Annotated in this window: 15 protein-coding genes and 5 pseudogenes; 8 read left to right on the top strand and 12 right to left on the bottom strand. The window is 61.7% G+C overall.

Annotated features, from left to right (window positions below):
- Together XCSCFBP4642_RS26335 and XCSCFBP4642_RS0102785 are read right to left on the bottom strand one after the other, a co-directional pair.
- A pseudogene (locus tag XCSCFBP4642_RS26335) lies at positions 1 to 764 on the bottom strand (type III secretion system effector avirulence protein AvrBs3); the annotation flags it as partial.
- A 267-nt stretch (positions 765 to 1,031) separates the two neighbouring features.
- On the bottom strand, positions 1,032 to 5,906 hold the full coding sequence (locus XCSCFBP4642_RS0102785; protein WP_235048297.1) for a DEAD/DEAH box helicase: 4,875 nt from the start codon (positions 5,904 to 5,906) through the stop codon (positions 1,032 to 1,034).
- A gap of 436 nt (positions 5,907 to 6,342) precedes the next feature.
- Here XCSCFBP4642_RS0102785 and XCSCFBP4642_RS23900 point away from each other — a divergent pair, with 436 nt between their 5' ends.
- On the top strand, positions 6,343 to 6,786 hold the full coding sequence (locus XCSCFBP4642_RS23900) for a hypothetical protein (RefSeq protein WP_228325830.1): 444 nt from the start codon (positions 6,343 to 6,345) through the stop codon (positions 6,784 to 6,786).
- 236 nt (positions 6,787 to 7,022) lie between these two features.
- Here the strand turns inward: XCSCFBP4642_RS23900 and XCSCFBP4642_RS0102775 are convergent, their stop codons facing one another.
- Positions 7,023 to 7,469 (bottom strand): avidin/streptavidin family protein, encoded by a 447-nt coding sequence (locus XCSCFBP4642_RS0102775; RefSeq protein ID WP_029218441.1) that lies wholly within the window; start codon positions 7,467 to 7,469, stop codon positions 7,023 to 7,025.
- A gap of 213 nt (positions 7,470 to 7,682) precedes the next feature.
- Between XCSCFBP4642_RS0102775 and XCSCFBP4642_RS0102770 the strand changes: the two genes are divergently transcribed.
- From XCSCFBP4642_RS0102770 to XCSCFBP4642_RS0102760, 3 genes are read left to right on the top strand one after another with little or no spacing between them, the layout of a single operon-like run.
- A complete protein-coding gene (locus XCSCFBP4642_RS0102770) occupies positions 7,683 to 8,141 on the top strand; it encodes a hypothetical protein (RefSeq protein WP_029218440.1) in 459 nt (152 codons plus the stop codon).
- A complete protein-coding gene (locus XCSCFBP4642_RS0102765) occupies positions 8,138 to 8,875 on the top strand; it encodes a hypothetical protein (protein ID WP_029218439.1) in 738 nt (245 codons plus the stop codon). The genes XCSCFBP4642_RS0102770 and XCSCFBP4642_RS0102765 overlap by 4 nt, the downstream gene beginning before the upstream one ends.
- Positions 8,876 to 8,877: 2 nt before the next feature.
- The gene (locus XCSCFBP4642_RS0102760; RefSeq protein ID WP_029218438.1) at positions 8,878 to 9,462 is read left to right on the top strand and encodes a hypothetical protein; all 585 of its coding nucleotides are present in this window, start codon (positions 8,878 to 8,880) and stop codon (positions 9,460 to 9,462) included.
- A gap of 644 nt (positions 9,463 to 10,106) precedes the next feature.
- Here XCSCFBP4642_RS0102760 and XCSCFBP4642_RS28140 read toward each other — a convergent pair.
- The 4 genes and pseudogenes from XCSCFBP4642_RS28140 to XCSCFBP4642_RS0102750 form a co-directional block, all read right to left on the bottom strand.
- A pseudogene (locus XCSCFBP4642_RS28140) lies at positions 10,107 to 10,298 on the bottom strand (IS5/IS1182 family transposase); the annotation flags it as partial.
- A gap of 26 nt (positions 10,299 to 10,324) precedes the next feature.
- The gene (locus XCSCFBP4642_RS0102755; RefSeq protein WP_029218437.1) at positions 10,325 to 10,660 is read right to left on the bottom strand and encodes a hypothetical protein; all 336 of its coding nucleotides are present in this window, start codon (positions 10,658 to 10,660) and stop codon (positions 10,325 to 10,327) included.
- A 966-nt stretch (positions 10,661 to 11,626) separates the two neighbouring features.
- Positions 11,627 to 11,818: pseudogene (locus tag XCSCFBP4642_RS26315) on the bottom strand (IS5/IS1182 family transposase); the annotation flags it as partial.
- Between the two features lie 26 nt (positions 11,819 to 11,844).
- Positions 11,845 to 12,180 (bottom strand): hypothetical protein, encoded by a 336-nt coding sequence (locus XCSCFBP4642_RS0102750; protein ID WP_029218437.1) that lies wholly within the window; start codon positions 12,178 to 12,180, stop codon positions 11,845 to 11,847.
- Positions 12,181 to 13,314: 1,134 nt separating this feature from the next.
- Here XCSCFBP4642_RS0102750 and XCSCFBP4642_RS29845 point away from each other — a divergent pair.
- Both XCSCFBP4642_RS29845 and XCSCFBP4642_RS29840 read left to right on the top strand, forming a co-directional pair.
- A pseudogene (locus XCSCFBP4642_RS29845) lies at positions 13,315 to 13,751 on the top strand (DUF3560 domain-containing protein); the annotation flags it as partial.
- A gap of 12 nt (positions 13,752 to 13,763) precedes the next feature.
- A complete protein-coding gene (locus tag XCSCFBP4642_RS29840; RefSeq protein WP_425480167.1) occupies positions 13,764 to 14,258 on the top strand; it encodes a hypothetical protein in 495 nt (164 codons plus the stop codon).
- A 234-nt stretch (positions 14,259 to 14,492) separates the two neighbouring features.
- Here XCSCFBP4642_RS29840 and XCSCFBP4642_RS0102735 read toward each other — a convergent pair whose 3' ends face one another.
- From XCSCFBP4642_RS0102735 to XCSCFBP4642_RS0102720, 5 genes are read right to left on the bottom strand one after another with little or no spacing between them, the layout of a single operon-like run.
- Positions 14,493 to 15,029, bottom strand: a complete 537-nt coding sequence (locus tag XCSCFBP4642_RS0102735; RefSeq protein ID WP_029218436.1) for a plasmid pRiA4b ORF-3 family protein — start codon at positions 15,027 to 15,029, stop codon at positions 14,493 to 14,495.
- On the bottom strand, positions 15,019 to 15,231 hold the full coding sequence (locus XCSCFBP4642_RS0102730; RefSeq protein ID WP_029218435.1) for a hypothetical protein: 213 nt from the start codon (positions 15,229 to 15,231) through the stop codon (positions 15,019 to 15,021). The genes XCSCFBP4642_RS0102735 and XCSCFBP4642_RS0102730 overlap by 11 nt, the downstream gene beginning before the upstream one ends.
- A gap of 16 nt (positions 15,232 to 15,247) precedes the next feature.
- On the bottom strand, positions 15,248 to 15,517 hold the full coding sequence (locus XCSCFBP4642_RS28135) for a hypothetical protein (protein WP_152527204.1): 270 nt from the start codon (positions 15,515 to 15,517) through the stop codon (positions 15,248 to 15,250).
- Entirely contained in the window at positions 15,510 to 15,842 is a 333-nt protein-coding gene (locus XCSCFBP4642_RS0102725) for a type II toxin-antitoxin system PemK/MazF family toxin (RefSeq protein WP_029218434.1), read from the bottom strand. The genes XCSCFBP4642_RS28135 and XCSCFBP4642_RS0102725 overlap by 8 nt, the downstream gene beginning before the upstream one ends.
- A complete protein-coding gene (locus XCSCFBP4642_RS0102720; protein WP_029218433.1) occupies positions 15,842 to 16,099 on the bottom strand; it encodes an AbrB/MazE/SpoVT family DNA-binding domain-containing protein in 258 nt (85 codons plus the stop codon). Before XCSCFBP4642_RS0102720 ends, XCSCFBP4642_RS0102725 begins: the two co-directional genes overlap by 1 nt.
- Before the next feature lie 204 nt (positions 16,100 to 16,303).
- On the opposite strand from XCSCFBP4642_RS0102720, the gene XCSCFBP4642_RS0102715 reads away from it, so the two are divergent.
- Positions 16,304 to 16,897 carry a recombinase family protein gene (locus XCSCFBP4642_RS0102715; RefSeq protein ID WP_029218432.1) on the top strand — a complete coding sequence of 198 codons (594 nt, stop codon included), beginning with the start codon at positions 16,304 to 16,306 and terminating at the stop codon, positions 16,895 to 16,897.
- Positions 16,894 to 17,661 (top strand): annotated as a pseudogene (locus tag XCSCFBP4642_RS0102710) (DUF4158 domain-containing protein); the annotation flags it as partial. The gene XCSCFBP4642_RS0102715 and the pseudogene XCSCFBP4642_RS0102710, both read left to right, overlap by 4 nt.
- Between the last annotated feature and the right edge of the window lie 113 nt (positions 17,662 to 17,774).

Below are 17,774 nucleotides of genomic sequence, written 5' to 3'. Positions count from 1 at the left end.
AACTGTAACGGCGGACCTCTCAACTCCCCCGCCACCGTGAGCAAGGCCTCCAGGGCGCGTGCGCCGGACCACTGTTTGCCGACGCCAACGATGTCTTGGTGTGTCGCCTCTGGCAACGCCGCGATTATGTCCTGATACGTGACAGCAACGTTCCCTAACGCTGCCGGGTGTTGGCTGAGCGCAACGATGTGCGCGTGTGTAAACCCATGGCCCACCAGTGCCTCGTGGTGCTGCGCCACTGTCGAACGAACCTTCGGTTTGATCTTCTCTTGCTGCTGCTGACTGTAGCCGAGCGTGCGTAGATCCACCTGCGCGGCCGGCGAAGCGTCGGAGGGTTGCGCAGCACGCCGTCGCGGGGCCGGCTTGGCGCGCGGCGGCCGCGCGGCCGTGACAGCGACACGCACGGTGGGTGGCGGGTCATCGGCTGCACGCAGACCCGATTGCACCTCATCCCACTCTGCTGGGGCAGCCGCTGTATGAGGCGTGCCGACGGCAGGCATCGAATCAAGAAGCGATGTATCAAGAAGCGACGGATCGAACTGACGGAGCAGATCGCCGAAGCTGCCCGCCGAGAACGCAGGCGAGGGCGCAGGGGGAGATGGCAGCCGGGTCCGGGACATCGTCCGCCGAGCGGGCAAGCCATCCAGGGGGCCGCCAGCAGGCAGAGCCCCCCCCCGATCTGCAGTCGGCTGAACCCCATCGGGTTGGGGTCCGGGCAGAAGCTCGCGGGCAGGACTTGGCGTGCGCGAACGAATGGGATCCATCAGGCATACCTCTTTACATGGTCGCCTCCAGACTAGCGGTCTGTGGTCCCTACATAGCTTCCGAGGCCGCATTGCAGTACACAACTTCGGGTGATCCTGGCAACCCTCGACGACCAGGGTGAGGCGCAGACATGAAGGCGATCCCGGACCCGCATGGAGGATCGGCAGAAGGTTGTGAAAAATTTCTGTGCTGACAGCGAGTTAGCCCACTTTGGGCTGTGTTTTACACGAATCCCTGCCAACCCTCCTTCTGCATGGATGCAGACCTCAGCCATCGTCGCGAATGTCGAGCGCCGGCAACGCCGCGACGATCTTTTGCGTCTCCAGCGACACCGCGACCACGCGCTGGAACAACTCCAGCGGATAGCGTGGATTGCCCATGGTATCGATAGCCCAGTCGTTTGCGTCGTTGACGATGCCGCTGGCCTTGTCTACGCGCACGGCCTGGCGCTCCATCACCCAGTCCAACGCCGCTTTGCCATTGACGATGTAGTCCCACGCGGCTTCAGGAATGTCACGCAGGGTGATTTTTCCGTTGTAGATCACGGTGCTGCGGTCGTTGACGGACTTGCCGGTCTCCGGGTCTTTCTTCTTCGCGAACTTCATCTTCTCGACGCGGTAGTCCGCATCGGTCATCGGGCCCTTGTTGTCAATGGTCAACGGGTAGGCGTCCACCGTTTCGTAGTTCAGGTGCAGCGCGGCGAGGTCACGGCCGGCTTGGCTGAAAAGCCAGAAGTCCTTTGGCCTGCGCACGCGTGGGATACGCGGCAGCTCCTTGCTCAGGTTGTCGGCATAGCGTTCGCGGTAGTCGGGCGAATGCAGCAGGCCGTAGATGTAGTAGAAGAGGTCTTCCTTGCTGATCGCCTCTTCGGAGTAGGCAGACTGAAAGTGAGCCAGGCCGGCGTCGGTGATGGCGTCGCGGCGGCGCGGGCCGTCGCCGGTCTCGCCGGCGAACAGGCCGTCATCGATTTGCTGGGCGGCTTCGTCGTAGAGGTAGAGTGGGAAGCATTGCGAGCCAGCGACAAAATGGAAGTTTGGAACGCTGTCGGCAATCAAGCTGCTGAATCCGGCGGACTCCCCCAGTCCGGTTACACAAATGACCATATTTGCGGCATCAGGACGCGGGAAAATTCTCGGCATCTGCAGGACGCGCTCATTGAGCGTGCGATTGAAGTACAGCCACTGACGAACAAACGGACGGTACAATCCTTGCGTCGTGCAACTGGCATCAAACTCGAGTGTCCGTCCTCTCACCAGTTCCTGCTTGAGATTGACCGACCAACTGATGCGCGTTTGATCCGCATCGACGAACCCGTCTACCAGCGACTGTCGTTTCTTGTTGTTCAAATCCCCGTGGACGGCATTGAAACGGGCAAGCTCAGTGTTATAAACATCAATCATTCTGGAAATGTTGGCCGCGAGCTTGGATTGGCTGGCGTTGTAGGCCCAAGCGTCACGTGACGTGACGACACCTTGCGAGTAATTGTCGAGCAGCTTTGGCGAATCTCCTCTCTTGTCGCCCAGCACAATGAAGCGATTGAAGCCGTCGTCACGCTGCTTGAGCCAGTCTCCGTGCTCGTCCGGGGTGATGGCCTGCCATGCGTCGGCGGGGATGCCAGCGACGCTGGAATAGGTTTCGATCTTCTCTAGCTTGTCCTCGCGGCTGAGGTAGTCGCCGATGTCGTGGAAGTGGATCTGTCCGCTCTGTGCGGCATCCGGATTCTTAACCAGTAGCGAGATGGCGATGGGGGCGCGGCTGCCGCTGCCGAAGATCTTGCCGCCTTCCCTGCGCGAGGTTTCGCCGATGGTGCGCTGGTTGCCGCGCAGGTGGAAGACGTACAGACTGGAAAACTCGTCGGCCAAGCACTTGCGCAGGCCATCGGCGGTATTGGCCTCTACAAAGCCCGCGTTGGTCACGAAGCCGATGACTCCCGCATCCCCGATGCGATCACTCGCCCAGCGGATGGCGCGGATGTAGCTGTCGTACAGCCCTTTGGAGAGTGCGGCGTCGGAACGGGCCGCATAGGTTTCCGCAATGCGTTGATCCAGCGTCGGATAGCTGACGTTCTGGTTGTTGTCGTTCTGGCTGCCCTGTCCGATGGAATACGGGGGATTACCCACAATCACCCGGAGTTCCAGCTTCTTCTGTCGCCTGCGCCGCTTGCTATTGTCCACCAGCAGCGCGTCCACCAGATCCTCCTTCTCATACATCTGGAAGGTGTCGGTCAGGCAGATGCCCTCGAAGGGCACGTAGTCGCCGCCGGCAATGCCGTGGTAAGTCGCTTCGATATTGATCGCGGCGATGTAGTAGGCCAGCAGGACCAGCTCGTTGGCATGGATTTCGTGCCGGTACTTGTGCGCCAGCTCTTCGGGCTTGATCAGGCCGGACTGCAACAGCCGGGTGATGAAGGTGCCGGTGCCGGTGAACGGGTCCAGAATGTGGACATCCTTGCAGCCCAGCGTCTGCCCGAACTCCTGCTGCAGCAGGTGATTCACGCTGTGCAGGATGAAGTCCACCACTTCCACCGGAGTGTAGACGATCCCCAGGCGCTCGGTCATCTTCGGGAAGGCGTTGCGGAAGAACTTGTCGTACAGCTCGACCACGATCTTCTGCTTGCCGGTGGCGCTGTCGATGCCTTCGGCCCTCAGCTTCACGCTGTCGTAGAACGCCTGCAGGGTGTCGGCCTCCTTCTCCAGGTGCAGTTCGTCGAGCACGTCGAGCACCGCCTGCATGGCCTTGGACATGGGGTTGTGGCTGGCAAAGCTGTAGTCGGCGAACAGCGCGTCGAACACCGGTTTGGTGATCAGGTGCTGGGCCAGCATCTCGACGATTTCGGCATCGCTGACCTTGTCGTTGAGGTCGTCGCGCAGCTCGCTGGCGAAAGCGTCGAACGCTTCGCGGGCCTTGGCTTGGCTGTCGTCTTCCAGTAGCGCCTTGATGCGGTCGATGTGGGTCTGGGCGATGCGGGCGATGTCGTTGGCCCAGTCTTCCCAGTGGTGGCGGTTGCCGCACTTCTCGACCACCTTGGCGTAGAGCGCGCGCTCGACTTCGCCGATCTCGAACTCAAATTCGCTTTGCACTTCGGCTTCGTAGCCGGGCTGGGCTTCACCGATACTGTGCCTGCCCTTGGCTTTGGCTGCCGTGCGGGCATTGCCGTCCACCAGCCGCGCGGCCTTGCGCTGCACGGTGTCGGCGACGGCGACGACTTCCATCCGGCTGCGGTCCGGGCCGACCAGGTCGAGCTTGTTGACCATCGCGTCGAAGCGGTCGTCATGACTGCGCAGCGCCTGCAGCACCTGCCAGACCACGGCATAGGTGCGGTTGTCGTTCAGCGCCTCGTGTGGCTCGATGCCGGCGGGGATCACCACCGGCAGCACCACGTAGCCGCGCTGCTTGCCCGGGGCGTTGCGCATCACCCGGCCGACCGACTGCACCACGTCCACCTGCGAATTGCGCGGCGTCAGGAACAGCACGGCGTCCAGCGCCGGCACGTCCACGCCCTCGGACAGGCAGCGCACATTGCTGAGCACGCGGCAGGTGTCGGGCGGCGTGGGTGCCTTGAGCCAGTCGAGCTTCGCTTCCTTCTCGCCGGCGTTCATGCTGCCGTCGACGTGCTTGGCCTCACAGGTCATGCGCGCGGCGTCCTCGATGTCCTCGGCGTCCTGGTAGGCGTCCACCACCGCTTTGAACATGTCGGCGATTTCCTTCGAGCTGACCTTGTGCGTCTTGCCACCCCGGCTGGGCTCGATGACTTGGCAGAACGCGACCGCGCGCTTCATCGGTTCGGCGCTTTCGCAGGCACCCTCGCGGATGCCGAGCTTGGCCAGCGCCTTCCAGCAGCCGACGATCTTGGCGGCATCGTCCACTCGCAGGCTGTTGTTCTCGTCCTTCAGAAGAGTCTGGAGGCGGCGATTGATGTGGCTTTCCTCGACTGCCAGCACGATGACCTTGTAGTCCACCAGCAGGCCGCGCTTGACCGCTTCGGAAAACGTGATGACGAACAACTGCCTGCCGTACCAGGCCTCGTTGTCCATCGAGTACAGCGCCACGTTGTCCCGCTCGGCGACAGCCTTGGCCTCGTTGCCGTAGATGCGCGGCGTGGCGGTCATGTACAGGCGCTTGGCTGCGCGAATGTAGGCGGCATCATGGACGCGCACGAATGCCGACTCACCGTCACCCTCGAAGGTGGCGCCAGTGGTGCGATGGGCTTCGTCGCAGACGATCAGGTCGAAATCGGCCAGACCCTGCTGCTGGGCGTCGTGGATGACCTCGATGGAGTGGTAAGTGCTGAACACCACGGTCATGTGTTCGCCATCGCTGCGGACCGCCACGCCCTTGGCCAACGCCTTGGCGTTGGTGGTGGCCGGGTAGCGAAGCTCATGGGCGAGGGTCTGGACGGCATCGTCTTCCTTGCGGCCCTTCTTCTTGCCGACGTCGCTGTCCGAGCACACGGCGAAGCTGTGCAGCGGAATGGCGCTTTCCTGAGTCCACTCGGTGAGCGTCTGCTGCAGCAGCGACAGGCTGGGCACCAGGAACAGGACGCGCTTGCCCTTGCCGGCCAGTTGCTCGGCGATCTTGAGGCTGGTGAAGGTCTTGCCGGTGCCGCAGGCCATGATCAGCTTGCCGCGATCGGCGTCCTGCAGGCCCGCGGTGACGGCTTTGAGCGCCGATTCCTGATGGGGACGCAGGGACTTTTTGGACTTCAGCGTGATCGCGGTTTTCGGCTGGAACTTCGCCCAGTCGATCTGGCTTTGCTCAAGGTCGTGCAGGGTGATCTTGCTGACCGGAGGTTGCTGGTCAACCAGCGCGTTCTCGGCGTTGTCGGACCAGTGGTTTGTGCTGCTGACGATGACGCGGTGGGTGAAGGGCTTGCGGCCGGAGGCGGTGAAGAAGCTATCGATGTCCTTCTTCTGAAGCCGGTAGTCCGGGTCGTAGAACTTGCACTGGATGGCGTGGATGGCCACGGTGCCAGCTTCCTCGGCGACCAGATCGATGCCATCGTCCTTGGCGGAGAAGCCGTGGGCCGGCGCCCATTCGGCCCAGGTCCAGACCTGGCGATACAAGTCGCGGTAGGTGGCCTCGTTGCGCAGGTAGGCGAGGATCAGTTCCTCGAAGTAGGTGCCCTTCTCGCGCTCGGTCATCGACGACTGGCGGAGGGTGTCGAGCAGGGTCTCAAGTGCTGTCACGAATCCGGATCTTGGAAAGGCAGTGAATCGAAGGAAGAATGGGGGCGACGAGACTCCATGTCATCAATGACATGCATGACATCGCGTGCCCCCTCTAATTGTACGAGGGATTGAACGCATGAACGGTGATCGGCAAGGCGGGGGGCAAGCATGATAGCGGTCAAGCCTCGCGCGTCACCCTCACCAATGTCCCCCTCCCGCGCGGGGCTTTTTTGCCGCCGACCCTTGCGTAAGTGCACGCCTGCACATCCACACCGACCAAGCCTTGTTTGACGATGCCTGCTTGCGTCAGGCTGTTGCTCACCAGCAGCGGCAGTAACTACATACACAACGGGGCCTAGTGAGCGTGACACGGTGGAACAACATCCTGGATGGAGGGCGGACATTCGACATGTCGCACCTGGATTCCTTCGACGCACAAGAGCAACTTGATGGGCGGACTATCACAGTGTGCTATTCGTTTTGGCCGCATACCTTTTCCGATGAAAAGGCCAATGGGTGCGCGCTTGAGCACGGGCGTTATTTCTGCCGGCAACGGTGGGAAGTCAGTCACGAGGCAGTGCACTTCATCCGCACCGGCAAGTTTTCAGACGGTTGCGTGCGTGTGTACCTCAGCAGAAAGAAAGAGCAGCAGTTCTACTCGCTCGATCTAGGCCATCTGGTGTTTTTTTGCGCCATCCACAAGGATGAGCGTGCAGATGACACCATCAATTGCCGGGTCATCTCCTGCTACCCCGTCGACGGGACAACCATCCATAAACTCCCGCGCGGGAAGCTCTACAAGGTTGAGACTGTGTACCGGCGGCGCTTGGCCGAACAGACCATTGCCCTATAAAAAGAAAGCGCCCCATCGCTGGAGCGCTTTCGGTATTCACTACTCGGTAGGCTCTTTGGGCATTTCTGCCGTATCCCGCTCCAGGCAAGGGATAGATCCAGTGCAGCTATCGATCTATCGAGGCACCACACCTGTCTCCAGGGTCCGGTCGGTGGTGCATGCACACCATAGCGGGTGCGCCCGGGCTATGCAACATCTGGAATACTTTTGGTTCATGTGCGGAAGACCCCCCCCTGTCATTTGGGGACGAAAACATCGCTGTTGGTCAGCATGTGGTCCCACGAATACTGGGAGCCGGTCCGTACCAAGTGCCAGACTGTGGTGATGGCCGGCACGCCGCCAGACGCATCACAGGTACCGGTCCAGGCAGTCATGCTGCCGTAGTTACCCCACTGCACCGAAAAAGTGATGGCGGGCAGTTTGCTCGATGCCGTCGACCCAGCCACCGGGTTGGCAAACCAGCCAACCAGCGGATACACCGAACCAGTGGTGCCGGAAGGCGAGATGTACGTACCCTGGAGCTGACCGGAGGTCTGTACGGCGGTGATCGTGAGTGTGGAACCCAGCTGGTTTTTCCATTCGCCTACCGGGTTGTTGCAGGTTGGCGCTGCCTGGGCGAGCGAGATGCAACTTCCGAGCAGCACAACGCAGGCAGCACATTGACGCATTGACATGGACATCATCAGTTCTCCTCGTAATCAAGCCAACGAAAGGTGGCGGGTTCAAGCCAACGACTAGGTAGCACGGACCGGATCCGCATTGCTGGGATGGCTGTCTCCTATGCAGGCGACTGCGTGGAATTTGGCGTTATGTGCGCAGCCGGCCTCGCCGCGAGAGTGCTTGCACGGCAGGTGCAAATGATCGAGCATCAAACATCGAAGTTTGATAGGTCGATCATGCCATCACCCATTTCCATCACCACCCTCGCCGCCCTCGCCAGTGCTGGGGTGCTGCGCACCGTGCAGCTGGTCGGCCAGGTCGGCGGCTACAGCGTGATGGTGCGCGTGGGCCAAACCGAAACGCAACTGACCGGCCAGCGCGGCGAGCCACGCGTGTTTGCCTCCCTGGACACCGCCGCCGCCCAGCTGCTGGCGCTGGGCGTGATGGTGTTCGAGGTGCTGCCGGCCAACTACGTGCGCGCGCCCAAGGTCTACCGCCGGGGGCGGCCGGCCGCGCTGAAAGAGTTGGCCAAGCTCCAGCGCGAGGGCAAACCCGCCAAGCGCACGCCGGCCAAGACACCGGCCGGCGCGGCGGCGGTGGCCACCAAGATCCTGCCCAGCGACCGGGCGCAGCTGAAATTGCCCGGCCTGCCGCACACCCGCAAGACCGCCCGCACCGTGGGTGCCGGCGTATGAGCGGCACCATCCCGGAGGAAAGCATGCCGTGGGATTTGGGAGCCTTGCGCGATGGCGTCAGGGCAGCGTTTGGCCCCGACCAGCGGCGTCTCGTAGCGCAGAGCATCCGGTCCGTGACCGAGCGGCGCAGGTTCAGTGCCTATCACTACCAGGAGGCCATGCGGATCATTGCCGCCAAGGTGGACGGCCGGCCTGCCGATGAACTGTGGCCGATCATGATGGGAGTCGATGACAACGACACAGGCTCATTTGAAGATGCCAGATTTACGGCTTACGCCAACATCGTTGCCTGCATGCATAGCATGCGCTCGGTGGCGGATAACTTGGTGCACTTAGTCTATTACGCCACCGGAATGAATCGCGATGCGGCGACCTGCATCCAGAGCGAACGGGACATTGCGTGGAAGACTGTCCGTAAAAAATTGATCCCGGCCGCCGTTAAAGCGGAGTTGGACGCCCTCCATGAGCATGCCGATTTCAAGTACCTCTGTGCGCTCGACAATCATTGCAAACACCGCAGCATCGTCGATATTGGCTATGCGATCAGCTTCACCGAAGAAGAGCACGGCCTGCGCATCCACGCCTTCACCTATGATGGGATCGATCACGCTCCCCAGTGGGTCAGGCCATTTCTGAAATCCGAATTTCAACGTCAGGAAGCGACGATTTTGCGAGCAGGCAATCATCTGAATGACTACGTGGCACAGACCTTGGCCAAGGGCCGTGGGAGCTAACCATGCCAATTCAAACCCTCTCCATTTTGCTTGCCGCGTGTATTGCGTCCACTGCCCTTGCAGCGCCGCCGAGCGGCGGCAGCTGGGCCACCATCGCCGGCTATCACCCCGGCATGGGGAAAGAAGCCGCACGCAAGGTTGGCCTAGCAAATTGCAAAGCCACTTATGAGGCGGTCGAGTGCAAAGCACCTACCGCGCTCACGTTCGCCGGGGCGGTGTCTATCGACAGCGACATCACCCTCAACGAGAAAACCGGACGCATCGAGGTGGTGCAGTTCCAGTTCTCGAAAGAGGCGTATCCAGCGGTTGCCGCCGCGCTTGTCGCGCAGCTCGGCGAACCCACGGCAATCGACGGCGACTACAGAGCCGATGAGTGGCGCAGAGCTGGGCGCAACTCTTGCAGCCCCGTCCGTGTCTGGCATCGCGGCGGCGACGCCGTTGTCGCCGTGTGTGGTGGCGGTTGGCACCGCAACGGACGCACCTACCTGGTTGCCGACTGTAAGGCTGGGCGCGGGAAAGAATGGGCCGAAATTGTGGCCGCGCGTGCAAAGAGCAGGCGAGCGGCCGACGCGTTCAACTCGAAATAGTCACCACTTCCCGTGCCGGCGTCAGAGAAAGCGTTTCAGGTCTGCAATCGGCGCGGGCAACTCTTCCCCGAATGCGCTGTAGCGAGCGACCGCTGCCGCCCATGCACCTTCTAGCTCCCTCATATCGATGTCTTCGCGGGGCGTGGCGATGCAGTTACGACCCTCGCAGCATGTGCAAAACGAGTCGGTCCCCTTGCACGCTGGGCAAGGCGAGAATTGCCAGAATCCCCGTGGCATGAAGACGCCCGCCTTGCAGGCATAGCAGACGATACCGGCCTGGTCCATCGTGCCACACCGGCTGCCGCAGGCGTCGCACACGCCAGGTGGGCCGAATAGCCAGGGATCAAGTCGTGGTCGTTTGCGTTGGCCCATGCGCCAGAGTACCCATGCTGGTGTCGCACAGCATGCGAAAACGATGCAGTGGCGTGGGTCTGACCCCATCCAGGCGGGGGCGTGACCGCAAGCGGTCACCGGCTTGGGGTGCTGCGCACCGATGCCGCGTGCCGCGTCATCGCCAGTCGGCCCTAATCCTCGCCCCTGCGCGCTCCGCCTGCGGAAGCCGGCGCCCCTGCGCAATGGTGGCTTCCGGGCTGCACACGCCCATGCTGACGAGGTGCCAATGAGTCACATCCTGCTGCGAATGGCTTCACCATCGAGGGCCTGGCGGCGATGAAGAATGCTCCTTCGCAGTCCTGAAGTTCTTGGCGTTTGTCCGCGCCTGTATAGAAATACCACTGATTGCCCTTTCTGGTCTGATGCATTTCAGGCGCGCGCGCATGGTCGGCATTCTTAGTCGAGCTGGGCGCAGCGATCAGCGTCGCATCGACAATGCGGCCGTCGCCAGCGGGATTACGGGACTGTCTTACCGTCGCAGTTGCTGTGCTTGCCGCTGTTCTTCTTCACTACCACCGGTACTCGTGCCACCGCCGCCACTGTTGTTGCTGCCGAGAAAGCGACACTTGGGAATTGAATTGCCCTTGGCAAGCTCGCGACGCATCTTGTCGATCGGCGGTTTGCACTCCGAAACGGCCGTTGGACCTTGCGGATTTGCAAGACACATCGCCACCTCGCAGGCCCATTTGTCCTTGTCGGACATGACCTGCTGCGGCCGCTGTACTCCACTGACGCCATCCGCCAATGCCGAGTCGGCGAACGGCAAAAGCGCAACGATCAAGAGCATCTTGTTGACTGGCTTCATTGGTGCCTCCGCTCAGGTTATGTCCTAGCGTCGTCATTTCGGCGACCGAAGAACATTAGGAAAGTTACGAGGCGGCTTAGTAACATCAAAGATTCAATGTTGCAAATATGATGGGCGGGCGGCTATCCGCGCCGTCGAGCCGGCGCAGCCGGCATCGAGCCGCCTTCGGCGTCTCGCCCCTTCGGGCTTAGTCAGAGGGTTGGCAGGGATTCGTGTAAAACACAGCCAAAAGTGGGCTAACTTGCTGTCAGTAAAGGTTTCTTACACGAATCCCTGCCAACCCTCAGACCGAGGCATGTCGCCAACGCCCTGGCCGGCACGCTGAAACTGTCTTGGTCACAGTTCAAGCTCACCAGGTCCGCGATCGTGTCGCCAACGCCAACGCCGCCGACGACGACGACGACGACGACGACCAGGTGCCCGATCCGGGGTGTAGGGGGGGGGCCCCCCTACGGACAACGCATCACCCGCACACGCGCGGCTTCAGCGCCGAGAGCAACGCTCCCGCCGCCGGCAGGGAACCACCCTCACCTCCCCACTGCAAACCCGCTTTTGATGGCGCCGCCAGCCCGTCCCGGGGTTGTCCACGGCCGGCGCTCAGCGCCGCCCCGGAGCCCGGAGACCTCCCTATCGGAGGGTTCGGGGGAAGCGGTTGGCAAGCTGGGGGCGGGCGTCCTCGCGCACGCGCCGCAAGACAGTTTCAGCGTGCCGATCGCACGCCGGCCAGTGCGGCCGCCCTGCAGTGGCGTGGGTCTGACCCCATCCAGGCGGGGGCGTGACCGCAAGCGGTCACCGGCTTGGGGTGCTGCGCACCGATGCCGCGTGCCGCGTCATCGCCAGTCGGCCCTAATCCTCGCCCCTGCGCGCTCCGCCTGCGGAAGCCGGCGCCCCTGCGCAATGGTGGCTTCCGGGCTGCACACGCCCATGCTGACGAGGTGCCAATGAGTCACATCCTGCTGCGAATGGCTTCACCATCGAGGGCCTGGCGGCGATGAAGAATGCTCCTTCGCAGTCCTGAAGTTCTTGGCGTTTGTCCGCGCCTGTATAGAAATACCACTGATTGCCCTTTCTGGTCTGATGCATTTCAGGCGCGCGCGCATGGTCGGCATTCTTAGTCGAGCTGGGCGCAGCGATCAGCGTCGCATCGACAATGCGGCCGTCGCCAGCGGGATTACGGGACTGTCTTACCGTCGCAGTTGCTGTGCTTGCCGCTGTTCTTCTTCACTACCACCGGTACTCGTGCCACCGCCGCCACTGTTGTTGCTGCCGAGAAAGCGACACTTGGGAATTGAATTGCCCTTGGCAAGCTCGCGACGCATCTTGTCGATCGGCGGTTTGCACTCCGAAACGGCCGTTGGACCTTGCGGATTTGCAAGACACATCGCCACCTCGCAGGCCCATTTGTCCTTGTCGGACATGACCTGCTGCGGCCGCTGTACTCCACTGACGCCATCCGCCAATGCCGAGTCGGCGAACGGCAAAAGCGCAACGATCAAGAGCATCTTGTTGACTGGCTTCATTGGTGCCTCCGCTCAGGTTATGTCCTAGCGTCGTCATTTCGGCGACCGAAGAACATTAGGAAAGTTACGAGGCGGCTTAGTAACATCAAAGATTCAATGTTGCAAATATGATGGGCGGGCGGCTATCCGCGCCGTCGAGCCGGCGCAGCCGGCATCGAGCCGCCTTCGGCGTCTCGCCCCTTCGGGCTTAGTCAGAGGGTTGGCAGGGATTCGTGTAAAACACAGCCAAAAGTGGGCTAACTTGCTGTCAGTAAAGGTTTCTTACACGAATCCCTGCCAACCCTCAGACCGAGGCATGTCGCCAACGCCCTGGCCGGCACGCTGAAACTGTCTTGGTCACAGTTCAAGCTCACCAGGTCCGCGATCGTGTCGCCAACGCCAACGCCGCCGACGACGACGACGACGACGACCAGGTGCCCGATCCGGGGTGTAGGGGGGGGGCCCCCCTACGGACAACGCATCACCCGCACACGCGCGGCTTCAGCGCCGAGAGCAACGCTCCCGCCGCCGGCAGGGAACCACCCTCACCTCCCCACTGCAAACCCGCTTTTGATGGCGCCGCCAGCCCGTCCCGGGGTTGTCCACGGCCGGCGCTCAGCGCCGCCCCGGAGCCCGGAGACCTCCCTATCGGAGGGTTCGGGGGAAGCGGTTGGCAAGCTGGGGGCGGGCGTCCTCGCGCACGCGCCGCAAGACAGTTTCAGCGTGCCGATCGCACGCCGGCCAGTGCGGCCGCCCTGCCCTGCAGAACGGCCACCAGCTCGATCACCAACGCGATCACCAGCGACGGCCGCACACGGCCGCAGAACCGCGCCTGCGGCTCGCCGGAACGGCTCCATCTGCACGTCGCTGACGCGACGCGCTCACGGTCCACGGGACCGCTCCCACGCGTCGCCGGTGGCGTGCTGCATCGCTGAGACCCTTTCGCCTGCCCTGAACGGTAGTCCGGGCGCTGCGCGGCCATCCAGGGCACCGCTTCGCTGATCCGCTCACCCGGTCCCTGCGCTGCGCTTCGGGCTGCGGCTTCCCGTCTCTCCCTGGACACCCGCTTGACCCGGCCGACCTACGGGCAACACGGCGAAAGGCACTCAGCGAAGCAATGGTCAACCCCCCCACAACAGCAAAAGGAACGTCCCGATGAACCTAAACACGCCCGCGCTGAAGCGCGATACACAAGATCAAGAGCCGGCTCCTGCATCTAGCAAAGCAATGTGTGACAGCAACAGCAATCAGATCGACCACACCGAAGAAAAGACCCCGATGAACAGCTATGAAGCCAAGTTGGAAGCCCGCCGTGAACGCCTGCTGACCCGTGCCCAGGAAGCGAACAAGAACGCCGACAGCCTGCACAAGAAAGCCCGTTCGATGGCCGGTGCGATCCCGTTCGGCCAGCCCATCCTCGTTGGGCATCACAGCGAAAGCCGGGACCGTAATTATCGCAAGCGCATACACAAGACGTTCGGCAAGGCGTTCGCCGAGATGGACAACGCCCAGCACTACGCGAGCAAGGCGGCGGCAGTCGGAACGGGGGGATCTCCAGCGATGACCCGGATGCGGTCGCCAAGCTGCGCAAGGAGCTGGAAGCGATGGAAGCATCACAGGAGCGGATGAAGGCCGCGAACAAGGTCATTCGGACGAAGAAGACGCCGGAGGAACGCGAAGCCGCATTGATCTCCCAGGGGTTCACGGCTGCGGTGGCCGCCGACATTCTGAAGCCGGATTTCTGCGGCCGCGTCGGCTTCCCGAGCTACGCACTCAGCAACAACACAGCGAATATGCGACGGGTGCGGTTGCGCATCGATGAGCTGGAGAAGCGCAAGGCCTCGGCTGACGTGGAGCGGCGTGGGGACGGTTTCACGTACCGCGAGGACGTAGCGGAAAACCGGGTGATGTTCCTTTTCGACGCCAAGCCGGACCAGGCGACGCGCACGCTGCTCAAGCGTTACGGGTTCAAGTGGAGCCCGAGCCGCGATGGTCAACCGTGGGTTCGGCAACTGAACAACGCCGGTATCTACAACGGCAGACAGGTATTCGACGGCCTCACTTCCGCCAATATTGGTGACATTCAATTACCAATATGATGTATATTGGAAACACAGGATTACCAACTTGGAGCCCCTGCGGGGGCTCCCACTACCCAGGAGGGTGCCCGTGAAAATCTTCCGGTTTCTGGACGACTTCATTGTCGTGATCGCCAAGGCTGTTATCCGCGCTGTATTCGCCGTCGGGACAGGCCTGGTCTACATCCAGTTTATTGGCGGCCTGCTGCTGACGCTCGCTTTAGGGGATGTAAGCCGGAACCGCCGAAAATTCCGTCACCCCGACGCCACGACGTACTCAGCCAGGCGCTCCCTGGCTTCCTCCATATCAAACGTCTTGGGATTGAACGGTCCGCCTAGCCACTCGACGAGTTCGCGTCGGCGGGCGTTGCGGTGGCCAGCGAGTACCCTGAGCATGTCCCCATAACCCCACGGCCCGCCACAATCTTCCGGTGGGCAGGCATATTTGCCGGCAATCACGCGCGGGTAGGTTCCCTTCGGCCTTGCCATTGTCTTCTCGACTATCACCCGGTGCTGCCAGTTGTCGCCAAAGTCGTAGGTGTAGGTCAGCGCGTCACCGACGCGGCATACATCGCACAGCCTCAACTCGCTACTGATCTGGTCACCGTAGCCGCGCCCGTCCTGGTATGAGAACAGGTGCATCAGTTCCCAGCCCATCACGCCCTGGATGAAGTAGTGCAATTGCGAGAGTTTCACATCTGCGTAGGTGTCGAAGCGACGCCACACTGGTGGCGCGACACCCAGCAATTCGACCCTAAGACGCCACACGGAGGCCGGATTCTCAATCGTCATGTTTGATGATTGCAATAGCGGCTCGCAAGCCGCCGTTTATTGCGGAGACTTCACGTGCTATTGCGAAGGGGCGGTCACGGTAGCCAATAAAAAGGCCGTCGGCCGGCGTCATGAAGGCTAACGCTTCGGCTTCCTGGGCCATGTCGGCAAGTACATCGCCGAATTCCTGAAAGTCCTCGCAGAAGAAATCGGCCCGTCTCATGGTTCTCCTCCATCGCTTACGTAACAGCCGCTACCTTCTCTATCGTCGCGCCAGAAAGCAGCAGCGCAGTGTTACCCACTTCGGAGAGGGGCCAGTCAGGATGGGAGTCGATGATGACGCCGATCAACACCTGTAGGCGTTCGTGCTCATTTGCCGGCGACCTGCTTCCAAGAAGAACGTGCCGGTCGCCGCCTCTACGCTGCGCTGATCGATTGAAATGACCTGATTCACGTTTCATCCGCAGTTCCAGTTCCAGTTCCAGTTCCAGTACCAAGGCTTTACTCAAGGATTGCGCTCAGCTTCGCTAATACCTCATCCATGATCGGGGACGGCACGGTTTCCAGCTTGCGCCCGCGCCGCGAGGCTAGATCGAGAGCGCGGGGCTGATCGCAGCGAACTACGCCAGTTGTGTTGGTACCCGCACCCATGAGCGACACGGTAAAGCCTGCCGTGCGGGCGAAGTTACCCCCACTGGTGATCGGCAGCACGACCGGTGTTTTCGTCAGGCGGTTGAACGCGCTTGGCGACACAATCAGCACCGGGCGCGTGCCCTGTTGTTCATGGCCGGACGTGGGATCGAGCGAAACCAAATAGACATCGCCGCGATCCATCACAGCAGCTCGCTGCCAACAGGCTTGGCGTCGAGCCATACCCGATCTTCGGTGGAGAGTTCGGCGGATGCGTCGCATTGGGCCAGCAGCTCATCCAGGCTGTAGTGCGGACGCAGCGTGGGTTCGACCACCAGGCGACCATGATCGACGGCCAAACCAACGGTAGCGCCGGCACGCAGACGCAGCATATCCAGAATGGCGGGCGGGACAGCCAACATGATCGAGCCACCGACCTTACGCAGATTGGTCGTATGCATGGACGCACCTCCATAGATTGAATTATATAAAAATATAACCTGATTGAGCCTAGGCCGCAAGTGCCCTACTGTCGGAAAACAAGTGTTTGGCGACATAGCGGCGATCTCCAGCAAGAGGAATCGGGCAGCCCCTCCAAAAGTGTGCGGAAAACATAGTCGCTATTAACTAGCATACGAAAACCTATTTGAGACGGTTATTCGCCTATGTTGATCGGCTACATGCGCGTGTCGTCGGACTCCGACCGGCAGAGCACGGATTTGCAACGCGACGCGTTGCTCGCGGCTGGCGTCGATGCCCGACATCTGTTCGAAGATCGTATCTCTGGCGCAAAGGATGATCGTGCGGGTTTGGCGAAGGCGCTCGCTTTCGTCCGGCCCGGCGACGTACTGGTGGTCTGGAAACTCGACCGGCTTGGTCGTTCGCTGTCGCACTTGCTCACCATCGTGACCTCACTCAAGGACAAGCAGGTGGCGTTCCGCTCGCTGACCGAGGGGATGGATACCACTACGGCATCCGGCGAACTGCTATTCCATGTATTCGGCGCGCTCGCGCAGTACGAACGCGCCCTGATCCAAGAGCGTGTCGTGGCGGGTTTGGCCGCAGCTCGGCGGCGCGGCCGGATCGGCGGCCGGCCGCAGGCGATCACCAGCGAGAAGCTGGATGCCATCGTCGCCGCGCTGAACGGCGGCATGTCCAAGGCGGCGGTGTGCCGCAACTTCGGCGTCAAGCGCACCACCTTGATCGAAACCTTGGCGCGAATCGGCTGGACGGGTTCCCGTGGAGCGTCGTCACGATGATCGCCAAGAGTGAGCGATTGACTGTCCTTTCGGACGCTGAGCAGGAAGCGCTGTACGGCTTGCCCGACTTCGACGACGCCCAGCGGCTGGACTACCTGGCACTGTCCGAAACCGAACTGGCGCTTGCCGTCAGCCGTCCCAGTGTTCATGCCAAGGTCTACTGCGTCTTGCAGATCGGCTACTTCAAGGCCAAGCACGCTTTCTTCCGCTTCGAGTGGAGCGACGTCGAGGACGATGGCGCGTTCGTGCTGAGCCGCTACTTCCACGGCGAGACCTTCGAGCACCAGGCGATCACCAAGCATGAGTACTACGCCCAGCGCGAACGCATCGCCGCGTTGTTTGGCTATCGGGCGTGGACGGCCGACACTCTGCCGCCGCTCGCGGAGCAGGCAGCACAGGTCGCGCGCCGGGATGTGACGCCGGGATTCATCGCCGCCGAGCTGATCATCTGGCTCAACGCACACAAGGTCATTCGGCCGGGCTACACCACCCTGCAAGAACTGGTGAGAACGGTACTGTCGGCCGAACGTGAACGCTTGGGCGGCCTGCTGGCCAACGTGCTGGATGACCGGTCCAAGGCGGCGCTGGCTAAGCTTCTGGTGCGAGACAACGCGCTGTCCGAATTGGCGGTGTTGCGGCAAGACGCCAAGGATTTCGGTTGGCGTCAAATGGCCCGCGAGCGCGAGAAGCGAGCTACGCTGGAGCCGCTGCACGCAATCTCCAAGACGTTGTTGCCGGGGCTGGGCATCTCGCAGCAGAACGTGAGGGTTGGCAGGGATTCGTGTAAAACACAGCCAAAAGTGGGCTAACTCGCTGTCAGCACAGAAATTTTTCACAACCTTCTGCCGATCCTCCATGCGGGTCCGGGATCGCCTTC

Source organism: Xanthomonas cassavae CFBP 4642 (genome assembly GCF_000454545.1).
GTDB lineage: Bacteria > Pseudomonadota > Gammaproteobacteria > Xanthomonadales > Xanthomonadaceae > Xanthomonas > Xanthomonas cassavae.
The sequence above is the reverse complement of the archived record's forward strand: the minus strand, read 5'-3'. Positions and strand labels throughout refer to the sequence as shown.

What these genes read in the sequence shown, in the direction of transcription:
- XCSCFBP4642_RS0102775 (WP_029218441.1), bottom strand. Translation starts at nt 7,469, where the DNA reads ATGATGTCCATGTCAATGCGTCAATGTGCTGCCTGCGTTGTGCTGCTC.
- XCSCFBP4642_RS0102785 (WP_235048297.1), bottom strand. Translation starts at nt 5,906, where the DNA reads ATGACCGAGCGCGAGAAGGGCACCTACTTCGAGGAACTGATCCTCGCC.
- XCSCFBP4642_RS0102735 (WP_029218436.1), bottom strand. Translation starts at nt 15,029, where the DNA reads ATGACGATTGAGAATCCGGCCTCCGTGTGGCGTCTTAGGGTCGAATTG.
- XCSCFBP4642_RS0102720 (WP_029218433.1), bottom strand. Translation starts at nt 16,099, where the DNA reads ATGCATACGACCAATCTGCGTAAGGTCGGTGGCTCGATCATGTTGGCT.
- XCSCFBP4642_RS0102725 (WP_029218434.1), bottom strand. Translation starts at nt 15,842, where the DNA reads ATGGATCGCGGCGATGTCTATTTGGTTTCGCTCGATCCCACGTCCGGC.
- XCSCFBP4642_RS0102750 (WP_029218437.1), bottom strand. Translation starts at nt 12,180, where the DNA reads ATGAAGCCAGTCAACAAGATGCTCTTGATCGTTGCGCTTTTGCCGTTC.
- XCSCFBP4642_RS0102730 (WP_029218435.1), bottom strand. Translation starts at nt 15,231, where the DNA reads ATGAGACGGGCCGATTTCTTCTGCGAGGACTTTCAGGAATTCGGCGAT.
- XCSCFBP4642_RS0102770 (WP_029218440.1), top strand. Translation starts at nt 7,683, where the DNA reads ATGCCATCACCCATTTCCATCACCACCCTCGCCGCCCTCGCCAGTGCT.
- XCSCFBP4642_RS0102755 (WP_029218437.1), bottom strand. Translation starts at nt 10,660, where the DNA reads ATGAAGCCAGTCAACAAGATGCTCTTGATCGTTGCGCTTTTGCCGTTC.
- XCSCFBP4642_RS0102760 (WP_029218438.1), top strand. Translation starts at nt 8,878, where the DNA reads ATGCCAATTCAAACCCTCTCCATTTTGCTTGCCGCGTGTATTGCGTCC.
- XCSCFBP4642_RS29840 (WP_425480167.1), top strand. Translation starts at nt 13,764, where the DNA reads ATGGAAGCATCACAGGAGCGGATGAAGGCCGCGAACAAGGTCATTCGG.
- XCSCFBP4642_RS23900 (WP_228325830.1), top strand. Translation starts at nt 6,343, where the DNA reads ATGTCGCACCTGGATTCCTTCGACGCACAAGAGCAACTTGATGGGCGG.
- XCSCFBP4642_RS0102715 (WP_029218432.1), top strand. Translation starts at nt 16,304, where the DNA reads ATGTTGATCGGCTACATGCGCGTGTCGTCGGACTCCGACCGGCAGAGC.
- XCSCFBP4642_RS0102765 (WP_029218439.1), top strand. Translation starts at nt 8,138, where the DNA reads ATGAGCGGCACCATCCCGGAGGAAAGCATGCCGTGGGATTTGGGAGCC.